General features: G+C 52.1%; 12 protein-coding genes, 1 tRNA gene and 5 pseudogenes. 9 read left to right on the top strand and 9 right to left on the bottom strand.

The genetic code is table 11. The annotated features are described in order from the left end of the window. Positions 1-35: 35 nt before the first annotated feature. Together HH682_RS00090 and HH682_RS00085 are read right to left on the bottom strand one after the other, a co-directional pair. On the bottom strand, positions 36-1,784 hold the full coding sequence (locus HH682_RS00090) for a sensor domain-containing protein (RefSeq protein ID WP_214235060.1): 1,749 nt from the start codon (positions 1,782-1,784) through the stop codon (positions 36-38). Positions 1,785-1,918: 134 nt separating this feature from the next. Continuing rightward, the gene (locus tag HH682_RS00085; protein ID WP_338049279.1) at positions 1,919-3,361 is read right to left on the bottom strand and encodes an EmmdR/YeeO family multidrug/toxin efflux MATE transporter; all 1,443 of its coding nucleotides are present in this window, start codon (positions 3,359-3,361) and stop codon (positions 1,919-1,921) included. Positions 3,362-3,591: 230 nt separating this feature from the next. On the opposite strand from HH682_RS00085, the gene HH682_RS00080 reads away from it, so the two are divergent. Then, on the top strand, positions 3,592-5,037 hold the full coding sequence (locus HH682_RS00080; RefSeq protein WP_214235056.1) for an AMP nucleosidase: 1,446 nt from the start codon (positions 3,592-3,594) through the stop codon (positions 5,035-5,037). 38 nt (positions 5,038-5,075) lie between these two features. On the opposite strand, the gene HH682_RS00075 is transcribed toward HH682_RS00080, so the two are convergent. Together HH682_RS00075 and HH682_RS00070 are read right to left on the bottom strand one after the other, a co-directional pair. Continuing rightward, on the bottom strand, positions 5,076-6,371 hold the full coding sequence (locus HH682_RS00075) for an NCS2 family permease (RefSeq protein WP_214235054.1): 1,296 nt from the start codon (positions 6,369-6,371) through the stop codon (positions 5,076-5,078). Positions 6,372-6,608: 237 nt separating this feature from the next. Next, a pseudogene (locus tag HH682_RS00070) lies at positions 6,609-6,854 on the bottom strand (LysR family transcriptional regulator); the annotation flags it as partial. Positions 6,855-7,147: 293 nt separating this feature from the next. On the opposite strand from HH682_RS00070, the gene HH682_RS00065 reads away from it, so the two are divergent. Continuing rightward, positions 7,148-7,223: transfer RNA gene (locus HH682_RS00065), tRNA-Asn, on the top strand. A gap of 179 nt (positions 7,224-7,402) precedes the next feature. Continuing rightward, a pseudogene (locus HH682_RS00060) lies at positions 7,403-8,680 on the top strand (tyrosine-type recombinase/integrase). Between the two features lie 411 nt (positions 8,681-9,091). Here HH682_RS00060 and HH682_RS15640 read toward each other — a convergent pair. Then, positions 9,092-9,398 (bottom strand): annotated as a pseudogene (locus tag HH682_RS15640) (IS3 family transposase); the annotation flags it as partial. A 9-nt stretch (positions 9,399-9,407) separates the two neighbouring features. Between HH682_RS15640 and HH682_RS00050 the strand changes: the two are divergent. Further along, positions 9,408-9,762: pseudogene (locus tag HH682_RS00050) on the top strand (MFS transporter); the annotation flags it as partial. Positions 9,763-9,835: 73 nt separating this feature from the next. Here HH682_RS00050 and HH682_RS00045 read toward each other — a convergent pair. From HH682_RS00045 to HH682_RS00035, 3 genes are all read right to left on the bottom strand, one after another. Next, a complete protein-coding gene (locus HH682_RS00045) occupies positions 9,836-10,189 on the bottom strand; it encodes an MmcQ/YjbR family DNA-binding protein (RefSeq protein WP_214235520.1) in 354 nt (117 codons plus the stop codon). A 151-nt stretch (positions 10,190-10,340) separates the two neighbouring features. Then, a complete protein-coding gene (locus tag HH682_RS00040; RefSeq protein WP_214235050.1) occupies positions 10,341-10,799 on the bottom strand; it encodes a nuclear transport factor 2 family protein in 459 nt (152 codons plus the stop codon). Between the two features lie 152 nt (positions 10,800-10,951). Next, a complete protein-coding gene (locus tag HH682_RS00035) occupies positions 10,952-11,887 on the bottom strand; it encodes an AraC family transcriptional regulator (RefSeq protein ID WP_214235048.1) in 936 nt (311 codons plus the stop codon). 244 nt (positions 11,888-12,131) lie between these two features. Between HH682_RS00035 and HH682_RS00030 the strand changes: the two genes are divergently transcribed. The 4 genes from HH682_RS00030 to HH682_RS00015 all read left to right on the top strand — a co-directional run bounded on the left by HH682_RS00030 (position 12,132) and on the right by HH682_RS00015 (position 19,029). Beyond that, positions 12,132-13,034 (top strand): alpha/beta hydrolase, encoded by a 903-nt coding sequence (locus tag HH682_RS00030; RefSeq protein WP_214235047.1) that lies wholly within the window; start codon positions 12,132-12,134, stop codon positions 13,032-13,034. Positions 13,035-13,061: 27 nt separating this feature from the next. After that, positions 13,062-13,799 (top strand): MmcQ/YjbR family DNA-binding protein, encoded by a 738-nt coding sequence (locus HH682_RS00025; RefSeq protein WP_214235045.1) that lies wholly within the window; start codon positions 13,062-13,064, stop codon positions 13,797-13,799. Between the two features lie 87 nt (positions 13,800-13,886). Next, a complete protein-coding gene (locus HH682_RS00020) occupies positions 13,887-14,237 on the top strand; it encodes a TfoX/Sxy family protein (protein WP_214235043.1) in 351 nt (116 codons plus the stop codon). Positions 14,238-14,244: 7 nt separating this feature from the next. Further along, complete coding sequence (locus HH682_RS00015) at positions 14,245-19,029, top strand: ATP-dependent helicase (protein ID WP_214235041.1); 4,785 nt, start codon at positions 14,245-14,247, stop codon at positions 19,027-19,029. A 213-nt stretch (positions 19,030-19,242) separates the two neighbouring features. Here the strand turns inward: HH682_RS00015 and HH682_RS00010 are convergent, their stop codons facing one another. Further along, the gene (locus HH682_RS00010; protein WP_214235039.1) at positions 19,243-19,566 is read right to left on the bottom strand and encodes a hypothetical protein; all 324 of its coding nucleotides are present in this window, start codon (positions 19,564-19,566) and stop codon (positions 19,243-19,245) included. A gap of 56 nt (positions 19,567-19,622) precedes the next feature. On the opposite strand from HH682_RS00010, the pseudogene HH682_RS00005 reads away from it, so the two are divergent. Further along, positions 19,623-20,139, top strand: a pseudogene (locus tag HH682_RS00005) (transposase); the annotation flags it as partial.

Raw genomic sequence — 20,139 nt, 5'->3', positions numbered from 1 at the left:
TGGCTAAAGCCTGAAGGGCTTAGCCAGTCTGCGATTTACTCTGCGACGAAGTCTGAATCGAGTAATTTTTCAATCTGTGCGTTGCTGACTGCCGGACTGAATAAAAAGCCCTGACCAATGAGATAGCCTTCTTTTATCAGCGTATCACACTGCTCCTGCTCTTCAACCCCTTCGGCTACGACATCCATACCAAGACAATTCGCCAGTAACAGCAGCGCCTTGATAATCGCTTTGCCTTCACGGCCTTGATGCAAGCTACTTACAAAGCTACGATCGACTTTAATCACATCAACAGAATAATCTTTAATATTACTTAAGGTTGAATAGCCGGTTCCAAAATCATCCAGCGCAATGCGTATACCTTGTTTTCTAAGCCCTTTAATCGCTCGGACCACAAATTCCGCACCGTGACCCACAATCATATGTTCAGTGATTTCAATTTCAATCAGACGGGGATCAATACCATGATGGGCAATCTGCGCGAGGCATTTTTCAGCATAATCATCCCACATAAATTCGACCGGTGAGGCATTGAGTGACACGGGCACCAGCGCTAGGCCTTTCTCAGTCCACGCTTGAATATCCTTAAAGACGCGGGTACGAATTTGCTCACCAATTTTTTCAACTAATGCACGGTTTTCGAACGCCGCCCAAATAGCTCCTGGATAGGCTAACTCCCCTGTAGGAGTGGTAAAACGTAATAAGGCTTCCAGCCCGACCAGTTGACCATCGTGTAATCTCACCTTGGGTTGATAGTAAGGTTCAATTTTATGCTGATCGATGGCGTATTGCGCTAATTCTAATTGTTCGGCGATGCGAGTCACGCTTTTCATCAGCTGACTATGGTACTGCAGCACCCCACCCCCACCATTCTGCTTGATTTCGCTTAATGCGACGTTAGCGGCTTTCGTCAACATATCACTGTTTTCGACCGAGTGAGGCCATGTTGCCGTGCCGATACTCATTGAAAGACGGACAGATTGGCCATGATGACTGATTGGCCGCGCCACAGCATTGATCAGATTTTGAGCGATCTGGGTAACTTCATCGGAACTGACCGTCTGCGGAATAATGATGGCGAATTCATCGCTCGCTAGCCGAGAAACATAGCCCTGACCCGCCAGCATTTTCACTAAGCGCTTGGCGACGACCTTTAAAATATGGTCACCGAAATGGCTTCCTCGGGTATCGTTCACTAATTTAAAGTGATCGAGATCGGCGTGTAATAGCGTGACAGAGTGATAAGTTGCTTTGGCTATGCGCAGCGCTTTTTTTAAATATGACTGGAAATGACGACGATTCGGTATATTTGTCAGCTCGTCAAACTCACTTAAGTGTCGTAATTTCGTTTCTGCTGCACATTGTTGAGTAACATTTCTTGAGACACACAGAATGCTGTCAACTATGCCTTGTTCGTTACGTACTGGCGTGAGTAGGTTATCCCAATAGATTACTGCACCCGATTCACTGATACTTTTCCCGAGGAATTGCGTATTTTCGCCAATAGCGGCTTTTTGCAGCGCCTTTTTAGCCGATTTTCTCACTTCGACAGGAAGTAAGGACAACCACTCCATTCCAAAGCCAGACTGGGGGTCGGCTCCCAAGGCAGTACATGCAGAGTGATTCATATTTTTGATTCGCCCCTCTGGGGTCAAAATTTTAATGCAATCAACACTGGCATCAAGCATCGCTTTGTAAGCATACAAAGTCTCTAAATGACATTTATCATTTTCGCTATCGTCACAACAAGGCGATGAGGCAGCCGGAGGTGAAGTCTTTGTCATTAGTTCCCCAGAAAATTCAAACTTTTCGCTTACCGAGCACGTCCTATTAGCAGGCAAGTATGGTGGTTTTTCGCCATCTTTCCACAATAAGCTCAATCATACAGATAGCGACAGGAATACTCTTATAGCAGAACTTAATTTATTTTAGTTAGTTTTTCATTCATTTTACGATAATTAGTTAACCAAGTACCACTGTGTAATCGCCACCAAAAACAGAGACCGCGCACTGCCCAATCCATGACCATACCTAACCATACCCCTATTACGCCCCATCCTAACCAGATGCCGAGTACATAACCCATCACTACGCGTGCACCCCACATACTGAACATGGACACATACATCGCGAAACGTGCGTCACGAGCGCCTTTAAGACTCGCAGGCAGTACCCAAGAACAGGCCCAAATCGGCATGAAGGCTGCGTTGAGCCATAATAGATGCTGAGTGACCTTAATCACTTCTGGGTCGGCGGTATAGAAACGAGCGAGCAGCCCCGCAAAGGGAATCGTTGACCAAGCAATAAGGGTTAATCCCACCGTTGCCAACCAAAAAACATGACGAATTTGCTTTTCCGCTTGGAAGACCTGATTCAGCCCTAAGCGTTTACCCGTGATAATAGTCGACGACGAAGCAAGCGCGTTCCCTGGCAAATTGATTAAGGATGCTATAGAGAATGCAATAAAATTACCCGCTATATCATTGGTCCCCATACCCGCCACGTAGATTTGGGTTAACAGTTTTCCCCCGTTAAATAATACTGATTCGACACTGGCCGGCACTCCGATACTCAGCACCTCTTTAAGGATGAGTGTATTCCAGCGTGAGAAATAGCTCCTGACCGGAATCAATAATGCCCCGCTAAATCGATTAGCTAACACGATAATAATGATTAATGCACCGATATACCGAGATATCGTTAATCCTAACCCTGCCCCACTGAAACCGAGTCCATTCCAACCTAAACAACCGTAGATAAGCAGTGAACTGATGATAATATTAAGAATATTCATCCCGGCATTAACCAGCATCGGAACTTTAGTATTCCCCGCGCCTCTTAGCGCCCCGCTGCCAATTAACGCGATAGCCGCTGCCGGATAGCTCCATGCCGAAATATGCAAATAATTAAGTGCCATCGCCTTGACCTCAGGCTCAGCGCTGCCAGCAATGACTTGAATAATGTCTTGCCCAAAACATTCAATGATAATGGCCAGGAGAAACCCCATTACCGTCATGAGCCCTAAGGATTGTCGAGCTGCAGCACGAGCACGTTCACCATCTCCTCGTGCCAGGCTAAAGGCCACTACAACTGTCGTCCCCAGATCGATTGCAGCAAAAAAGGCAATCACCACCATGTTAAAGCTATCTGCTAACCCGACCCCTGCCATGGCCGCTTTACCCAGCCAACTGACTAAAAAGGTACTTAACACGCCCATCAATAGGACACAGAGATTCTCAATAAAGATAGGTACGGCAAAGGGGGTAATCTCGCGCCAGAAAAGCGTACGATAGCGACTTCGTTGGGTGTACCAAGGCGTACGTTGAATCACTTGAGCAAGGGGACGAATAAAACGCTGCACAATGCATATCCTTTTTTCGAGCGGAAAAGACAGGGGGGTCATCAACGATTTCAAATTGCTCGATGGGCTATTGATTAACTGTAGTGTTTAAAAATTAATAACTCAATAATATCTAACAATTTAAATACAAGTATGACTTATGCTGTTCTTTGTTTGGCGTTTATAAAAAACACGAGGTAGAGTAAACCTTAGCGTTTTAAGCCCCGCCAGATGAAGAGAGGTTCATGATCATGTCACAACCACCGCTAGCTATTAACCAAGCATTAGACCAACTCGAATCCTACTATGAGAGCGCCGTGAAAGCATTAAGAGCGGCGTTAGAACGTTATATAACGTCTGGCGAAGTACCCAGCAGCGAGTCACGTCCAGCAGGTGTCTTCTCGTATCCAGAGCTGGTGCTACATTGGCAAGGAGAACAAAATCCGATTCAACGGGTTCGCGCATGGGGGCGCTTTACCCATGCAGGCACCTATAGCGCAACAATTACGCAACCCGCGCTATTTCGTCGCTACTTGACGGAACAATTGGAGATGCTTAGCAAAGAGTATCACTTTACGGTAGAAGTACGCCGCTCTAGTGTTGAAATCCCCTATCCTTATGTACTGGATGGCTTGGCGTTGAATATTGATCGCCAGCAAATGGCTACTATTACTCGTTTCTTTCCAACCACCGATCTCGCCAATATCGGCGATGATATTTCTGATGGTTTAGTGACTCATGACCAAGAGCTGCCTCTCGGTCAGTTTGATGCGCTACGGGTCGACTTTTCCTTAGCACGCTTAAAGCATTACACCGGTACTCCCCCAGAAAACGTGCAGCCCTATGTCCTGTTTACTAATTACACCCGCTATGTCGATGAATTTATTCGTTGGGGTAAAGAGCAAGTAGCCGACCCGCATTCGCCTTATACTGCCCTGGTCTGCGCGGGTGGAGAGGTATTGAATACGGAGAACGTTGAGCAAGAGCTTCGCCAAGATGCATGGAAAAAACACCAGATGCCCGCTTGGCATCTTATAACCGCTGATAATCAAGGTATCTCATTGATCAATATCGGTGTTGGCCCTTCGAATGCGAAAACCATCTGTGACCATCTTGCGGTCTTACGGCCACATGCTTGGTTAATGATCGGTCATTGTGGCGGTCTGCGTGAGAGCCAGCGTATTGGTGATTATGTGTTAGCCCACGCATACCTGCGCGATGATCATGTGTTAGACAGTGTGTTGCCAGCGGATATTCCGGTACCTAGCATCGCCGAAGTTCAGCGTGCACTCTATGATGCCATTCGCCATCTTTCCGGTGAGAGCGACAGCGACACCATCAAGCAGCGATTACGTACAGGTACCGTCGTCACCACCGACGACCGAAATTGGGAGCTACGCTACGCGGCCTCGGCCCTGCGTTTCAACTTGAGCCGCGCTATTGCCGTGGATATGGAAAGTGCCACCATTGCCGCTCAAGGTTATCGCTTTCGCGTACCCTATGGCACCCTGCTTTGTGTGTCGGATAAACCCTTACATGGAGAAATTAAATTACCGGGACAGGCAAACCGTTTTTATGACGGGGCGATTTCTGAACATTTACAGATAGGGATTTGTGCGGTAGACCTACTCAGGGCTGAGGGAGATACATTGCATTCTCGTAAATTACGAACCTTTGTTGAGCCCCCTTTCCGTTAAAAAAGAAGCGTTAGGTCATCGACCTAACGCTGATCATGTTAGGCTGTCAACCAACCCAGTTTAATCACAAACAATACCGTCAACACGATTAATGCTGGGTTCAGTTCTTTATATCTCCCCGTACAGAGTTTAATCACTGTCCAGCTGATAAAACCGAAAGCAATACCATTAGCAATAGAATAGGTTAATGGCATCGATAACGCAGTAATGGTAGCCGGTGCTGCCGTAGAGATATCCTTCCAATCGATTTCCGCCAGGCTTGAAGCCATCAAGACAGCGACAAACAGTAATGCCGGTGCCGTTGCATAGACTGGCACACTGCCGGCTAATGGGGAGAAGAATAGGGAAAGCAAAAAGAGGATACCAACAACGATTGCGGTTAACCCGGTACGGCCACCGACGGCGGCTCCGGCACTGGATTCGACAAAACTGGTGGTGGTAGAAGTCCCTAACAACGAACCGAACAGCGCGGCAATACTGTCAGAAAGTAGCGCACGCCCCATCGAAGGAATATTACCCTGCTCGTCAGTCAGCCCCGCTTTACGCGTCACCCCAATCAGCGTACCCGAGTTATCGAAGACATCGACAAATAAGAAGGCAAAAATTACGCTGATCAGTCCAACATTAAAGGCCCCCGCAATATCCAGCTGTAAGAACGTCGGCGCTAAGGAAGGTGGTGAAGAAATCACCCCGCCAAAAGGCGAAAGTCCAGTGAGGATTGAGATAGCCGTGATCACCAATATACCAATTAACACAGCACCCGTTACTCGGCGCGCTTCTAAGATGACAATTAAGAAGAAGCCTGCAATGGCTAACAGCGGACCGGGTTTGGTTAAGTCGCCCATCCCTACCAAGGTCGCAGGATTGTCCACGACGATTCCTGCACCTTCAAGCGCAACAATCGCTAAAAAAAGACCAATACCCGCTGCAATGGCTGAGCGTAACGGTAAAGGAATACTGCGGATAATCCACTCTCTAATTTTAAAAATAGAAAGACAAAAGAAGAGTACAGCAGAGATAAAGACCGCACCTAATGCGACCTGCCAGTGATACCCCATATGTAACACAACGGTATAGGTAAAGAAGGCATTTAACCCCATTCCTGGTGCAAGGGCGATAGGGAGGTTGGCAATCATCCCCATCAGCACTGAGCCAATGGCCGCCGCTAAACAGGTCGCAACAAAGACTGCGCCCTTATCCATACCGGTCTGTCCCAAAATAGAGGGGTTAACGAAAAGGATGTAGGCCATTGCCAAAAAGGTCGTAATTCCGGCAATGATTTCTGTTTTAACGTTGGTGTTGTTTGCCTTTAATTTAAAAAGCTTTTCGAGCATGTTATTTTCTCAAATTATCGTCATTTATACACGATACAATGCAATAGAAAGGATTGATCGCGTGCTCATGGTGTTGGAACGCACTCAGTACGTAAACGTTTTCGTACCGGCGAAGGATCCTAAAGGGGGGAAGCCGCCTGAGCAATAGTTTTTTATCACTTTGTTCAATAAAGTTGCTAGGCGGCTCTGGTTAACAGCAGAGAATTATGCGGTTTGGGTCATCAATTGTGTGGACGATACCGCTACCCGAGCAAACTCACACTGTTTAAGAATCGATTTCGCGTGATGATAAAGCACCTGACCCGCGTCAGTGGGAATGACTCCGCGTTTAGTACGAATCAATAATTGTTGATTAAACTCACCTTCTAAGGTGGCTAATTGTTGACTAAGCGCCGGTTGGGCAATGTGGAGGACTTCACTTGCGCGAGTCAGGCTACCGGTGTCGACAATTTTCACAAAATATTTCAAGCGTCGTAGATTCATGGTTCACTCCTACCAAGGATAAGTGGCGTCGGACTCGCCGCAAGTGAATCTAGAAAGCAATTATTGGGCCAACATTATAAATCCCTTTAAAACGTCACGTCTCCCCCTCTATTTCTCGCGCCACCCAACCTGTTTGCACCTTGATGAGGCAAAGGACGATCTTTTAGTGCAGCTACGATTGGACAGAGTCTAGCCAGCTTGGTTATTTAGCCAGCAAACGCACCGTTTAATGGAAAAAGAGCTTTGACAAGCACCCGGCACGGCACTATTATCTTTCCCGTCTTCACGACAATTCCTCTGTAGTTCAGTTGGTAGAACGGCGGACTGTTAATCCGTATGTCACTGGTTCGAGTCCAGTCAGAGGAGCCAATTTAAGGGAGACAGACGCTCACTCACGTCTGCTTTCTGCATTTCTATCAGTTGCTTATCCCCTTCTTCAGGTTCACCCTCATTCACTAAAAATCACTCGAAGCCATACCCATTTGCTGGTAAAAATGTGGGTAATGGTAGTTCGATTGCGCTTTTACCAACAAACGGGGGATGCCGTCATGCCACTTACTGATACTAAAGCAAAAAATGCCAAACCCCTTGAGAAGGAATACAAGCTGACTGATGGCTTTGGTATGTTCCTTCGCGTTATCCCCAAGGGTTCAAATACTGGCAGATAGCCTACCGTTTCGACGGGAAGCAAAAACTCTATTCGATAGGTGTCTACCCTGTTGTTTTACTTGCTGATGCAAGACAACGCCGTGATGAGGCCAAAAAGCTTTTAGCATCAGGAGTTGATCCCAGCGCTAAAAAACAGGCTGACAACAAAACAAAGCTGGAAAAGCGTAACAATACCCGCGCTTTCAAATCCGTGGCTAAAAACTGGTTTACAACTAAAACCACATGGTCAGAAGATTATCAACGCTCAGTCTGGACTCGTCTTGAAACTTACTTATTTCCTGATATCGGCAACAAAGATATCGGTGAGTTAGATACGGGTGACCTGTTGGTTCCAATTAAGAAGATTGAAGAGCTCGGCTACCTCGAAATCGCTATGCGAGTAAAACAATACGCTACCGCTATCCCGAGATATGCTGTGCAGAAAAAGATTATCCGCTTCAACCCTGCCTATGATCTGGAAAGCGCTATACAGAAGTCTCAGACAGAACACAGCCCTGCAATTGAACTGGAAGAGATGAACAGCCTTACTAAAGCGTATTGATGATTACAAGGGACGGAGCAGGCTCACAGTGCTGGCTATAAAGCTCAACCTATTGACATTTGTTCGTTCCAGTGAACTTCGTTTCGCCAGATGGTCAGAGATCGATTTTAAAAGTGCTTTATGGGTTATCCCGGAACAACGTGAAGCAATTTAAAACGTCAAACATTCGACTCGTGGGGCAAAAATGAAGCGTAAACACTTCGTTCCCCTTTGTAAGCAAGCCATGAGGATACTAAAAAAGATCCGACAACTGACTTATGAAGAAGGTCATGATGACGGATTAATTTTTACTGGCTGTTATGACTCGTTTAAGCCCATGAGTGAAAACACCATCTACAAAGCCCTTCGCAATATGGGCTATGACACGAAGCAGGACATCTGTGGACACGGTTTTCGTATACTGGCCTGTAGTGCCTCAATTGAGTCAGGTTTGTGGTCAGAAGACGCTGTAGAGCTTCAAATGAGCCATAAGGAAAGCAACAGTGTCCGAGCAGCTTATACCCACAAAGCTAAACACTTTGATCAACGCCGCCTGATGCTTCAGTGGTGGGCTGATTTCGTTGATGCTAACAGCAACGATATGGTCAGACCATTTGAGTTTACTCAAAGAAGATAGAAATAGAGGCCAAGGATGGCCTGCCATCATACTTTACCTCTATTTTTTATTATCTAAAATGAAGATTGAGTAGCTAACCTTATTTATTCCTTATCACTTTGATCTGTAACTATTGCCTGAATAGATTTATATTCAGACCTCAAAGAATCGTATTGTGAAACAGTTAGAAGTCTCTTTGAATTTAACACAATAGCATTAGCTATCATGTTTAAATTCATTTAATGAATCATTCTCCATTGCACACAGTATCATCTGATAATCCTGAGGAACGCTACGCATTAATTCTTTAATGACAGTTTCATAACGGTATCCCGCCTGTTCCTGCTGGTTGGGCGTATCGATGACGAAAGGAAGCACTACGCAAGTTTTAGCACCATGAATTCGTTGCAGCACAGAGAGTTGATAAGTAAGTTCTATTTTATCTTGAATTAACAGTAGGTTATGCACACTCATTATCCGGTAAAGCCGTATCGTATTTACCGGCGACAGCCCCTCTATGCGACGTTGTCTACGCAGGAGGCCCCATACGCGTCGGTAGCCGTCGCAGGCATGCCGCTGAAGATATCGAGGATAGCAGGCAGGATTTCGGCATCCGCTTCGTCATTGCGCCGGTTACAGCGGCTGACCTGTGCGATTCTCCGTCCTTTGGTAACCAGGGCGCGTGCGCTATCCATTTTCGCGATTGGCCGTACTCCACGGCCTCTTTGAAGATCTCAACAATACTGCCTCAACCATTCGGGATGTGTATAACGGCGACTACGTTCAGGGTATTGCCGATAAGATAAAAGCCTTTTTCGGGAAAATTGAAGAGCTGGCCTTGCTCAATGCCATTAATGTCCCAACCGGATTTTCGCTTAATAGGATATTTGATGAAGGGGGGCTGTTATGTGATTGGCTCAATGCGCAACAGCAAAATCATTACCGCCTAGCGCATGCTGCTGGTGCGCCTGTACCAGCTGGCAGAAAAGCGCGAGCGGGTTAAAAACGTGCCCCGCCCCATTGCTATTTATCTTTCCGAACTGAAATACCATTTATCCTGGCCAGCGCTGGAAGGTTTGGGCGCGGCACGTGATAAAGGCGTGTCAATGAATATTTAGGGAGATGTGCTATGGCAAAATCACCTTGCACGCGTCTCCCATCTTCTTGAATAAATTGTCAGGAAGTCACTTCATGACTGTCGGCAAGCAACTCATGTATTTCCTTTGCCGACAGCGGTCCGGATAGGATTACACTGACCCAGTGCTCTTTATTCATATGGTAAGCAGGTCGGATACCCTCTTTCTGACGTAATGACCCGATGTGCTCCGGCCGGACCTTAACGTCAAGTATGTCGACTGCATCATCCGTTTTCAGCCCCAGCTTTGTACCGGGTACACTCATCACGATACCAAACCATTTATCACCATTATGATGACGAAGCACGGCATAATCCGGCAGGTTACTCCACAGATATTCCGGCTCCGAATTATAATGCTCCCGTACGTACCTGAATAACGACTCTCTTTTCATCATCACTCCCATATAGTGAACGTATATCTGTCCTGACCCGGCCCTAAACTTTACATTCGTCATTCTGCTCATAACCCGACATTCGGGGAAGACAGGCGGGCCAGAATTTTAACCTTTTATCGTTTGCCCTTTCTCAGAGCATATCGCCATATCAGACGACAGTCGCTATCCCAGGGAATTTTTTATCCATCGGACGGATAAATGACCAGGTGGAGTGGATAACTTTCCAGTTGTCCTCTTCCCGCTGAAAGACCTCGATAACGTTGTATTCCATATCAATCAGGTTCGTTTTCGCGTACAGCTGATAAGTCAGCACGGCCATATCTTTTACCGCCTGTATCCGCGGATGGCGGAAATCATAGCTGTCAGCAAACAGCTTGCCGTCAATGGATTTCAAAAACTCTTTGATCGTTTCATAGTCATCGACCCTTTCGGTCACGACAGCATCAAAGTAACTGAAGCTGCGTTCTGACCAGAGCGATTCATAACCGGATGTGTCTCCCTTGAACCACTTATCCAGTGCTGACTTTTCCAGACCGATAAGATGGTCTGCAAGTTTACGTTCTTCATCACTATAGTGTTGCGCGTAGACGGGTAGTGCGTTTGACATAATTTTCTCCTTTAGTATTTTCGATACGACTAATGGCAAGGTAAGCGAACATCGATTACCGCCGGATAGTGGACTCGATACCAACATGCACCGGGTTTGTGGCGAGCATCGCCTCTATTATGGTGCTGTGAAGCGGGTCGCTCCTCATGCGATCAGGGAATCGTCGCGCGTTTGCGGAAGTCCTTCGGCGTAAAACGAGTTTCCCTCTTGAAGAATTTGCTGAATCTGTCAACCTCACCGAATCCAAGACGTTCTGACAATTCACCGATGGGCAACCCCGTGTGTATGAGTAACCGTTTAGCCTCCAGCACGATCCGTTTTGAGAGGTACGCTTTGGCACTGATCCCCTCGACTGCCAGAGTTGCACGCGTCAGACTCTTCTCAGTACAGCCAAGGTAGCTTGCATAGTCACCAACCTGACTCCACTGCGAGAAACGCTCGTCCACCAGTTCCTGGAACTGCCTGAACCGTAACAACATCCCCGATAGCTGCGATGCAGGATCCTGACGCTGCCCATGCAGGACAGTCAGCCAGGTCAGCAGCGCGCAGAAACGGTAACGCAACAATGCATGCACCTCGACGCTCAGACAGCTTGCCGAAACGTCTTCCGCCTCAGCGCCAAGTTGCTCCTCAGATCGCTTTGGCAACCCCAGGCGGGCATCGTCGTGGAGGCACTGAATATCCTGCGTGGCTCGTTTAAGTTCTGTCGAATCAAGGCTGATGCTTCCCGCAAGGCGATTCAGAACAGGGACTATTTCAGCCTCTGCCGGAAGCAGAAATTCCGGACGAAGCAGTACGATCCATCCATCCCAGTCCTCCTCGGTGCCGAAGTTGTGGGCCTGACCAGGCCGCAATGTGAGCAATGTCCCCGGAATGCATTCAACAGGCTCGAAATCGACGAAGTGCGTGCATTGCCCTTCGGTCACGCAGATCAACATGTAGAATTCATAGCAGTAAGTCCTGCGCATGGCCTGCACCGTCGAGCGACGCTTAAGGTCCGACAAACGGAACACCTCAAGATCAAAGGGATAGGGGCTGGCCGGGCTATACGTCAACCGCTCAACGGCAGGCTGCGACATCGCACTCATCAAATACCTCTTTCACCATCGCAACTTACCCATTAGATGTCCGTTATTTGCAATTAAAAAGCCATTTAACGCTATAAATTATGCCACTTATGGCTCATAATGGCAATTATTAATATGGTCACCGGGGGCGTGGGACACAGATACGGAGGGCAAAAAGAGCCGTCCCGTACTGACATTGCCAGACAAGTCCAGGTGCGTACAACCGTCACCTTCAGACATCCCAATGGACACTTTGGAGAAATGAATGTTATTGAGCCAGGAGTTTCAGAATTTTATCGCGCAACGGCGTGCCAACCCCGTTCCGCTCGATCACTTGACCGACATCGGAAAATTAAGAGCCAGTTTCGATGCGTTAGGCAGTGACCAGTCCTCCTTATCTGACGTCATGTTCCGGCCGGTTGACGCGGCCGGCGTGCCTGCCGAGTGGGTCGAACCGGTAGGATCTGATCCGTCCCGGGTGATTTTCTATCTGCACGGGGGTGGCTATGTAGCGGGTAATCCCGTCGTCTACCGCAACTTCGTCACTGCACTTTGCCGTGCAAGCGGCTACCGGGCACTAATGGTGGATTACCGCCTGGCACCGGAATCTCCCTTCCCGGCCGCGCTCGACGATGCGAAGCGCAGCTATGCATGGCTGCTCACCCAGGGCATCTGTACAGACCAAATCGTGATCGTTGGTGATTCTGCCGGCGGAGGGCTCGCGCTGTCCACGCTCGTATCACTGCGCGAGGGCTGTCAATCACTCCCCGCCGCTGCGGTGCTTATCTCTCCCTGGACAGACCTGACGTTGCAGAGCGGGTCGCATTTCACCAAAATGAAGGACGATCCCATCATCACCCGCACATTCCTCGAACTGTGCCGTCAGCACTACCTCGGTACCGAGGCGAGTGGCATGGATGCCCTGGTGTCGCCGCTGCATGCAGACCTGGCGGGTCTGCCGCCGCTGCTCGTCCTGGTGGGGACGGATGAAGTCCTCTTTGACGATTCCGCAGCACTGGTACACAAGGCACATGAGGCGGGCGTTGACGTCGGATTGATAAAGGGGGACAGAATGATACATACCTGGCCGTTCTTCATTAACAGCTTCCCTGAGGCTGAAAAAGCGGTTCAGGCTATCGGGACGTACATCCGTTCCCGCATCCGCTGAATAGCGCAGAGCGTGTCAGGAGTGCCCATGGATATACAGAACCTCGTTCATCTTGCCGATGACTATGCACGATCGTTAACGGGTGTCACGACCGACCACTCAATGGGGAGCTGTTGGGCGACCTACAAGTTGCAGGGCAAAGTCTTCATGCTGATCGGTGAGGTGGACGGTAAGGCCACCGTTATCGTGAAGGCCGATCCCATTCGGGCCGCTATCCTGCGCGGTCAATTTGAAGAAATCTCACCGGCTCATCGCATGAGCAAGCGCCACTGGCTGTCTGTCGTTGCCGGCAAGTCCATCACGAAGGCATTGTTACATCGAGAGATCAAGGAGTCTTACCTGCTGGTCCAGGCGAATCTGCCGCAAAGGCGTATTGGCAATGCCGCACAGCCGGCACATAAAGGCGTCTCCAGACGTCAGTTGCAGCCTCTGGCACGCCGCCTGGCCACTGAACTGCCTGGCGTCAGCCACGGTCGTCCGTTTGTCGAAAAACTTGACGTCTACAAGGTCGTCAACAAAGTCTTCCTCATCATCACCGATGATCCTGATGAGCCGATCATCACGGTCAAGGCAGAGCCGGGGCAGATAGATTCCCTGTGTGAGCAGTATGAAAACGTGACGCCCGGGAGATACCTCGATAAGCGCCACTGGGTATCCGTCGAAGGGGGCAAAGGCGTGACCCGGGAACTGGCAGAAAAACTGATCAAACAGTCCTACCGGCTGGCGCTCAAAGCAGTGCCTCAACGTTTAAAGCCCTCGGTTTAACGACGCCCAGCAAACCGGATCAGTCACCCTGTGGCCGAGACCCGCCAGCTATCGTCGAAGGCCATTTTCATTAAACAGGAGTAACACATGACCAAACTCACCGGACAAGGTAAAGCGCTGGCCCTGCACTACGCGGGGGAGCTCTCAGGCTGGGCTCCCATCACGACACGCCCCCTGTTTGGCGCTGTCGCACTCTGTCGTGACGGGCTGGTATTCGCGATGGTCTGGAAAGGATCGCTGTATTTCAAGGTGGATAATATAAGCCGTGCCGACTATGAGGCAGCAGGCTCACACGCGCTGGGCTATGTCGCCGGGGGCAACGATCATGCGCTAAAATCGTACTGCGAAGTGCCGGTGGATGTGCTTGAAGATAATGAAACACTGACGGAATGGGCGCAGCGGGCCTGGAACGCAGCTCTCAAAGCGACCCGGGGCTGATTATCTCGTGACGACAAGCTCCCAATCAACCGAATTTCTGTCGGGCGGACAGTTTACAGCAGCCACCCGGGACTGGTTTGTCTCCACGTTCGGTACGCCCACGGCGGTGCAGGATGCTGCGTGGTCGGCAATCGGCGGAGGGCACCATTCGCTGGTCATCGCCCCTACCGGCTCAGGCAAAACGCTGGCTGCTTTTATGCATGCCATCGATCGACTTTTCAGTGAGCAAGCAGCTGCGTTCACTTCGGACCCCGAGAACGCCCGGCGACGTGCAACGAAAACCCGGGTGCTCTACATTTCGCCAGTTAAGGCTCTGGGGGCAGATGTGCAGCGCAACCTGTCTTTGCCGCTCCAGGGGATAATGCAGGAGCGCCAGCGACGGGGCGATGCCAACGTAGTGCTGACAGTCGGCCTGCGAACCGGCGACACGCCGACAGCAGAGCGCGCCCGTCTCGTGCGCAGACCTCCCGACATTCTCATCACGACGCCGGAGTCTCTCTTCCTGATGCTGACCTCCCGGGCAAGAGAAGCGCTGCGCGACGTCAGTACCATCATTATCGACGAGATCCACGCCGTAGCGGGTACCAAACGTGGATCGCATCTGGCTCTAAGCCTGGAGCGGCTGGACGCGCTGCTGGAAACGCCTGCGCAACGCATCGGGTTATCCGCCACCGTACGCCCCGTGGAACGGGTGGCTGAGTTCCTGGGAGGCGAGCGACCTGTCACCGTTGTAGCCCCGCCATCGATGCGCCATCTTGAGGTGCGCATCGTGGTACCGGTAGCAGACATGTCGAACATCCCGGAAAGTGAACCCGGCGAAAACGCGGGCAATGGCCGCCCCGGCTCTGTCTGGCCGCATGTGGAGGCCAGTATTCTGGAGCAGGTGCTTTCACACCGCTCCACTATCGTTTTCGCCAATTCCCGCGGCATGGCAGAGCGGCTCACCGCGCGCCTCAATGAAGCCTATGCAGCAAGACTGGCAGGCGCTGAACAGACTACACCCACAACAGAGGGGGCTCCTCCTGTACAGTACGAATCGACGGCGGGCAGCACCCAGGCGCGCGCCGATGGCGTTGCCGCTGCAATCGCCCGATCTCACCACGGGTCGGTGTCCAAAGAGCATCGTGCTGAGATCGAGCAGGCGCTGAAATCCGGTGAGTTACGCTGCGTGGTCGCCACCTCAAGCCTGGAACTGGGCATTGACATGGGCCTGGTCGACCTGGTGATTCAGGTATCAGCCCCCCCCTCTGTCGCCAGCGCACTGCAACGTGTTGGGCGCGCCGGGCACCAGGTTGGCGGCATTTCAACCGGGCTAGTCTATCCTCGCACACGACGCGACGTGATCGACTCTGCAGTTATCGTCGAGGCGATGCTGAACGGCCGTATTGAGGCCATCGCCCCGCCCCGCAATCCACTGGATGTGTTAGCACAGCAGACGGTCGCCGCCGTTGCGATGGAGCCGCTTGATGTCGACGCCTGGTACGCCACCGTGCGCCGCGCCGCACCCTACCGCACACTCCCCCGCACGGCGTTCGATGCCACGCTGGATATGCTGGCGGGACGCTATCCCTCCGATGATTTTTCCGGGTTCCGGCCCCGGCTGGTCTGGGACCGGGAAACCGGTCAGCTGTCGGCACGTCCGGGCGCACAACAGCTGGCGGTCACCAGCGGTGGCACTATCCCCGATCGCGGCATGTTCAGCGTCGTTCTGCCCGAAGGTGAGGAACGTGCTGGCTCACGCCGGGTGGGTGAGCTCGACGAAGAAATGGTCTACGAGTCGCACATCAACGATGTTATCACTCTGGGGGCGACGTCCTGGCGCATTCAGGAAATCACCCGCGACCAGGTGGTCGTCATCCCGGCTCCGGGTCGTTCCGCCCGCCTGCCGTTCTGGCGCGGAGATGGTATCGGTCGGCCTGCCGAGCTGGGAGAGGCCATCGGTGCTTTCCTAGGCCAGCTCGAACCGGACATCTCCGGAGCCGCTGATGCGCCACTCCCCGGGCCCGGTACACAAAGTCGCCTGAAGGCCATCGGCCTGAACGGAAATGCCATCGGTAACATGCTGGCACTGCTGTCCGAGCAGCGTGCTGCCACAGGTGTGCTCCCCACCGATCGCAGGCTAATCATCGAGCGATGCCATGACGAGCTTGGCGACTGGCGCCTGATCCTGCATTCACCCTATGGGCGTCGGGTCCATGAGCCCTGGGCGTTGGCCATTGCTCAACGCATCCGCGAGCGTTGGAAAATCGATCCGGCCGTGGTGTCCAGTGACGATGGCATTGTGGCGCGCCTCCCGGATACGGGCCGGGTGCCTGGTGCGGAGCTATTCCTTTTCGAACCAGACAAACTGCGACACACCGTTGCCACCGCTGTCGGAAGCTCGGCACTGTTTGCCGCACGGTTTCGTGAGTGTGCCGCGCGTGCGCTACTGCTTTCACGGAGAACGCCTGGCCGACGCTCTCCGCTGTGGCAGCAGCGCCTTCGTGCCGCTCAGTTACTGGAGATCGCCCGGGATTATCCTGAGTTTCCGATACTGATCGAGACCGCACGCGAGTGCCTGCAGGACGTGTACGACCTCGATGCGCTCGATGAGCTCATGCGCCGACTTAATACAGGTACGGTACAGCTGGTTGAAGTCACCACAGAAGTACCGTCCCCTTTCGCCACTGACCTGCTGTTTGGCTATATTGCACAGTTCATGTATGAGACGGATGTGCCGATGGCCGAACGGCGTGCCTCTATGCTTGCCCTGGACAGTGCCTTGCTGGGAGAACTTCTGGGACAAGTTGAGCTGAGTGAACTGCTCGACCCCCTGGTGATAGAACAGCTTGATCAGGAGCTGCAGCGACTGGCGGCTGGCTACAGAGCGAGGGGCAAGGAGGGCGTGGCCGATCTGCTGCGCGAACTCGGGCCACTTTGCACGCAGGACGTTGCCGCGCGCCTGGACAATGGGGCCGACGAAGCCGCCACTTTCCTCAGCAGCCTTGAGGCAGAACGACGTATCATCCGTATCAGGATCGGCACACGAGAGCACTGGGCCAGTATCGAGGATGCCGGACGGTTGCGTGATGCGCTAGGCGTGGCTCTTCCTGACAGGCTACCGGCGGCATTTCTGGAGCCCACCATCAAGCCGCTGCGCGGCCTGCTCGCACGATTCGCCCGCACCCGCGGGCCATTTACCACGGGTGACGCGGCCTCGGCCTTCGGTCTGGGAGTATCGGTGGCCGGTGCTGCGCTGCAGCAGATTGCCGAACAGGGCAAGCTTCTGTCCGGACGTTTCAGGATGAGAGGCAACGTGCAATCCCCCACTCAGGGCAGCAGTGATGCCGGACCGCTCGCGCAGCACGAATGGGTGGGCGACGAGGTATTCCGGCGTTTACGTATCCGGTCATTACAGGCCGCACGCGAGGCCACCCAGCCGGTACCCCGCCAGGCCTACACCCGCCTTCTGCTCGAACGGCAAGGGTTAGTGACTGATGCATCACAACGTGCCGCTGTTAAGGGCTGGAACCCGGCTCGCGGCGCGCTGGAAGGCCAGGAAGGCGTCCTGCAAGTCATCGAGCAACTGGCGGGGATGCCGTTGCCTGCGTCGGTCTGGGAACGACAGATCCTGCCCGCACGCGTACGCGACTACGCGCCTGACATGCTCGACGGACTCCTCTCCAGCGGTACGGTATTATGGTCAGGCCACGGCAGACTGGGTAACGACGACGGTTTGGTGGCTTTGCACCTCCAGGAGTTTGCCCCCGAAACCCTGTCCATGGCGGCACACGCCTCTGGCGCACCAGACATGTCGCCTCTGCAGCATGCGATCCTCGAATTGCTCGCCGACGGGGGCGCATACTTTGTGCGCCAACTGGTTGCGCAGGTACAGATCAAGTTGGCCCGGGAGTATCCCGATCGGCGCGACGCCCCCGACATGTTGTCTGATAATTTACACGCGACCCTGTGGGACCTCGTCTGGGCGGGTTGTATCACCAATGACACCTGGACACCGTTACGCGCACTTGCCCAGGTAGCGCAACAACCCCGGCCCCGGGCACTGTCCTCGCGCAGAAGGCGAGGTCTGCGCGGGTTCTCGTCGGCTGCGGTTTCCGAGGAGTTTCATTCGCTCAATGCGGCGACCCTGGCGGGCCGGTGGTCGCTGATACGCACAGACCCCCTTCCCGATACAGTGCAAGCCCTGGCATGGACCGAAGGTCTCCTTGATCGTTACGCCGTGGTGACGCGCAATGTCACCGTCTATGAAAACGTCCCTGGCGGGTTTTCAGCATTGCAGCCCGTATTCAGAGGCATGGAGGACACCGGGCGAGTGATCCGCGGTCGCTTTGTACTCGGACTCGGGGCTGCCCAGTTCGCCGAGCGTACAACCGTGGACCGCCTGCGCGAACTGGCCGAACAAACGCCTTCGGTACCCACTGCCGTCGCGCTCAGTGCGGTGGATCCGGGTAACCCTTTCGGGACTATTCTTCCCTGGCCTTCTCATGCCTCTCTGATGCGGCCGGCCCGAAGAGCAGGCGCCTTAGTCGTTATCGATGGCGGCCATCTCGTGCTCTACCTGCCGCAAGGCGGCCGCCAGTTGTTCACCTATATCGACCCGGATGATGCAGCACAAACGGAATTCATTGCCGCAGCACTGGCAGCGCTGTCCACTGCACTTGCGCGCGACAAGCGTAACCGGTTTACACTCGAGCTGGTCAACGGTGTGCCGGTCCGCATGAGCAAACTGGCTCCGGCGTTGAAGGTCATTGGCTTCTCCAGTGCATCGAAAGGCTTGTACTGGGGGAACTGAAAATTAACGCGCCACATTGTCTAGTTTCAACATATGTGGAGAGGAAGGTGCGCCCCGGGAATGGCATCAGTCTGTCCCCAGTTAAACCAGGTACAGCTGTCATGACGGCTAATAAAACGTACAGCGACCAATAATCCGACAACGGGAACGGGACGTTTTAGAACTGAGGCGGACGCGCAGATGCACCCGCCATCGGGATATTCAAAATAAGAGTTACCATGTGGCATAAAACCACAGGTGTTCATGTTCAAAATCAAAATTCCTGAGCAGGCTTTCCAGACAGTCACGCACCGCGAAAACGTCTTGCAGCCGGGCCCGAGGCATCAGGCACTTTTCGTTTTTTTCAGCAAAAGTCGTATTGGCACAGTCCAGCCAGTTTTTAAGTTGGTGGATATGCTCGCGTGAGAGTTCCAGACAGGTCGAGTTTTCCACCTCACCGATGTGCTTGCCCACCCACGAGAGCAGTGTGAAATCACGACCAAGTTCGCAAACCGGATAATACGGCTCAGGAAAAGATGTCTGCGCTGGTGCAGCCATGTGCTGACAACGCAGCCTGTTGTAGTGGCACAGTAAATTTGGCCACCTGATCAAAGGTGATATTCTCACCACAACATAAAACAGGTGACTTGATGAACAAAAAAACTAAACGTACTTTTACTCCTGAGTGCAGGCTGGAATGTGCTCAACTGATTGTTGATAAGGGCTACTCATATCGTCAAGCCAGTGAAGCGATGAACGTCGGTTCTACCACCCTCGAAAGTTGGGTACGCCAACTCAGACGAGAGCGCCAGGGGATAAAACCCTCTGCTACGCCCATTACTCCAGACCAGCAACGTATCCGCGAGCTGGAAAAGCAGGTTCGCCGTCTGGAGGAACAAAATACGATATTAAAAAAGGCTACTGCACTCTTGATGTCCGACTCGCTGAACGGTTCACGATAGCGGCCAAACTGAGTGACAGCCATACGGTTGTCAGCCTGTGTTCCGCTCTGGGAATACACCGCAGCAGTTACCGGTACTGGCGAAAACGACACGATACGGTTAATTCTGCACGAGTCAGGTTATGCAGCGAAATACGTCGAGCATGGAACCAAAGCCGGGGCTCTGCAGG

It is taken from the genome of Rosenbergiella gaditana (assembly GCF_018494065.1).
In the GTDB taxonomy this organism is placed as follows: Bacteria; Pseudomonadota; Gammaproteobacteria; order Enterobacterales; family Enterobacteriaceae; genus Rosenbergiella; species Rosenbergiella gaditana.
This window is presented reverse-complemented; position numbering and strand designations above follow the sequence as displayed.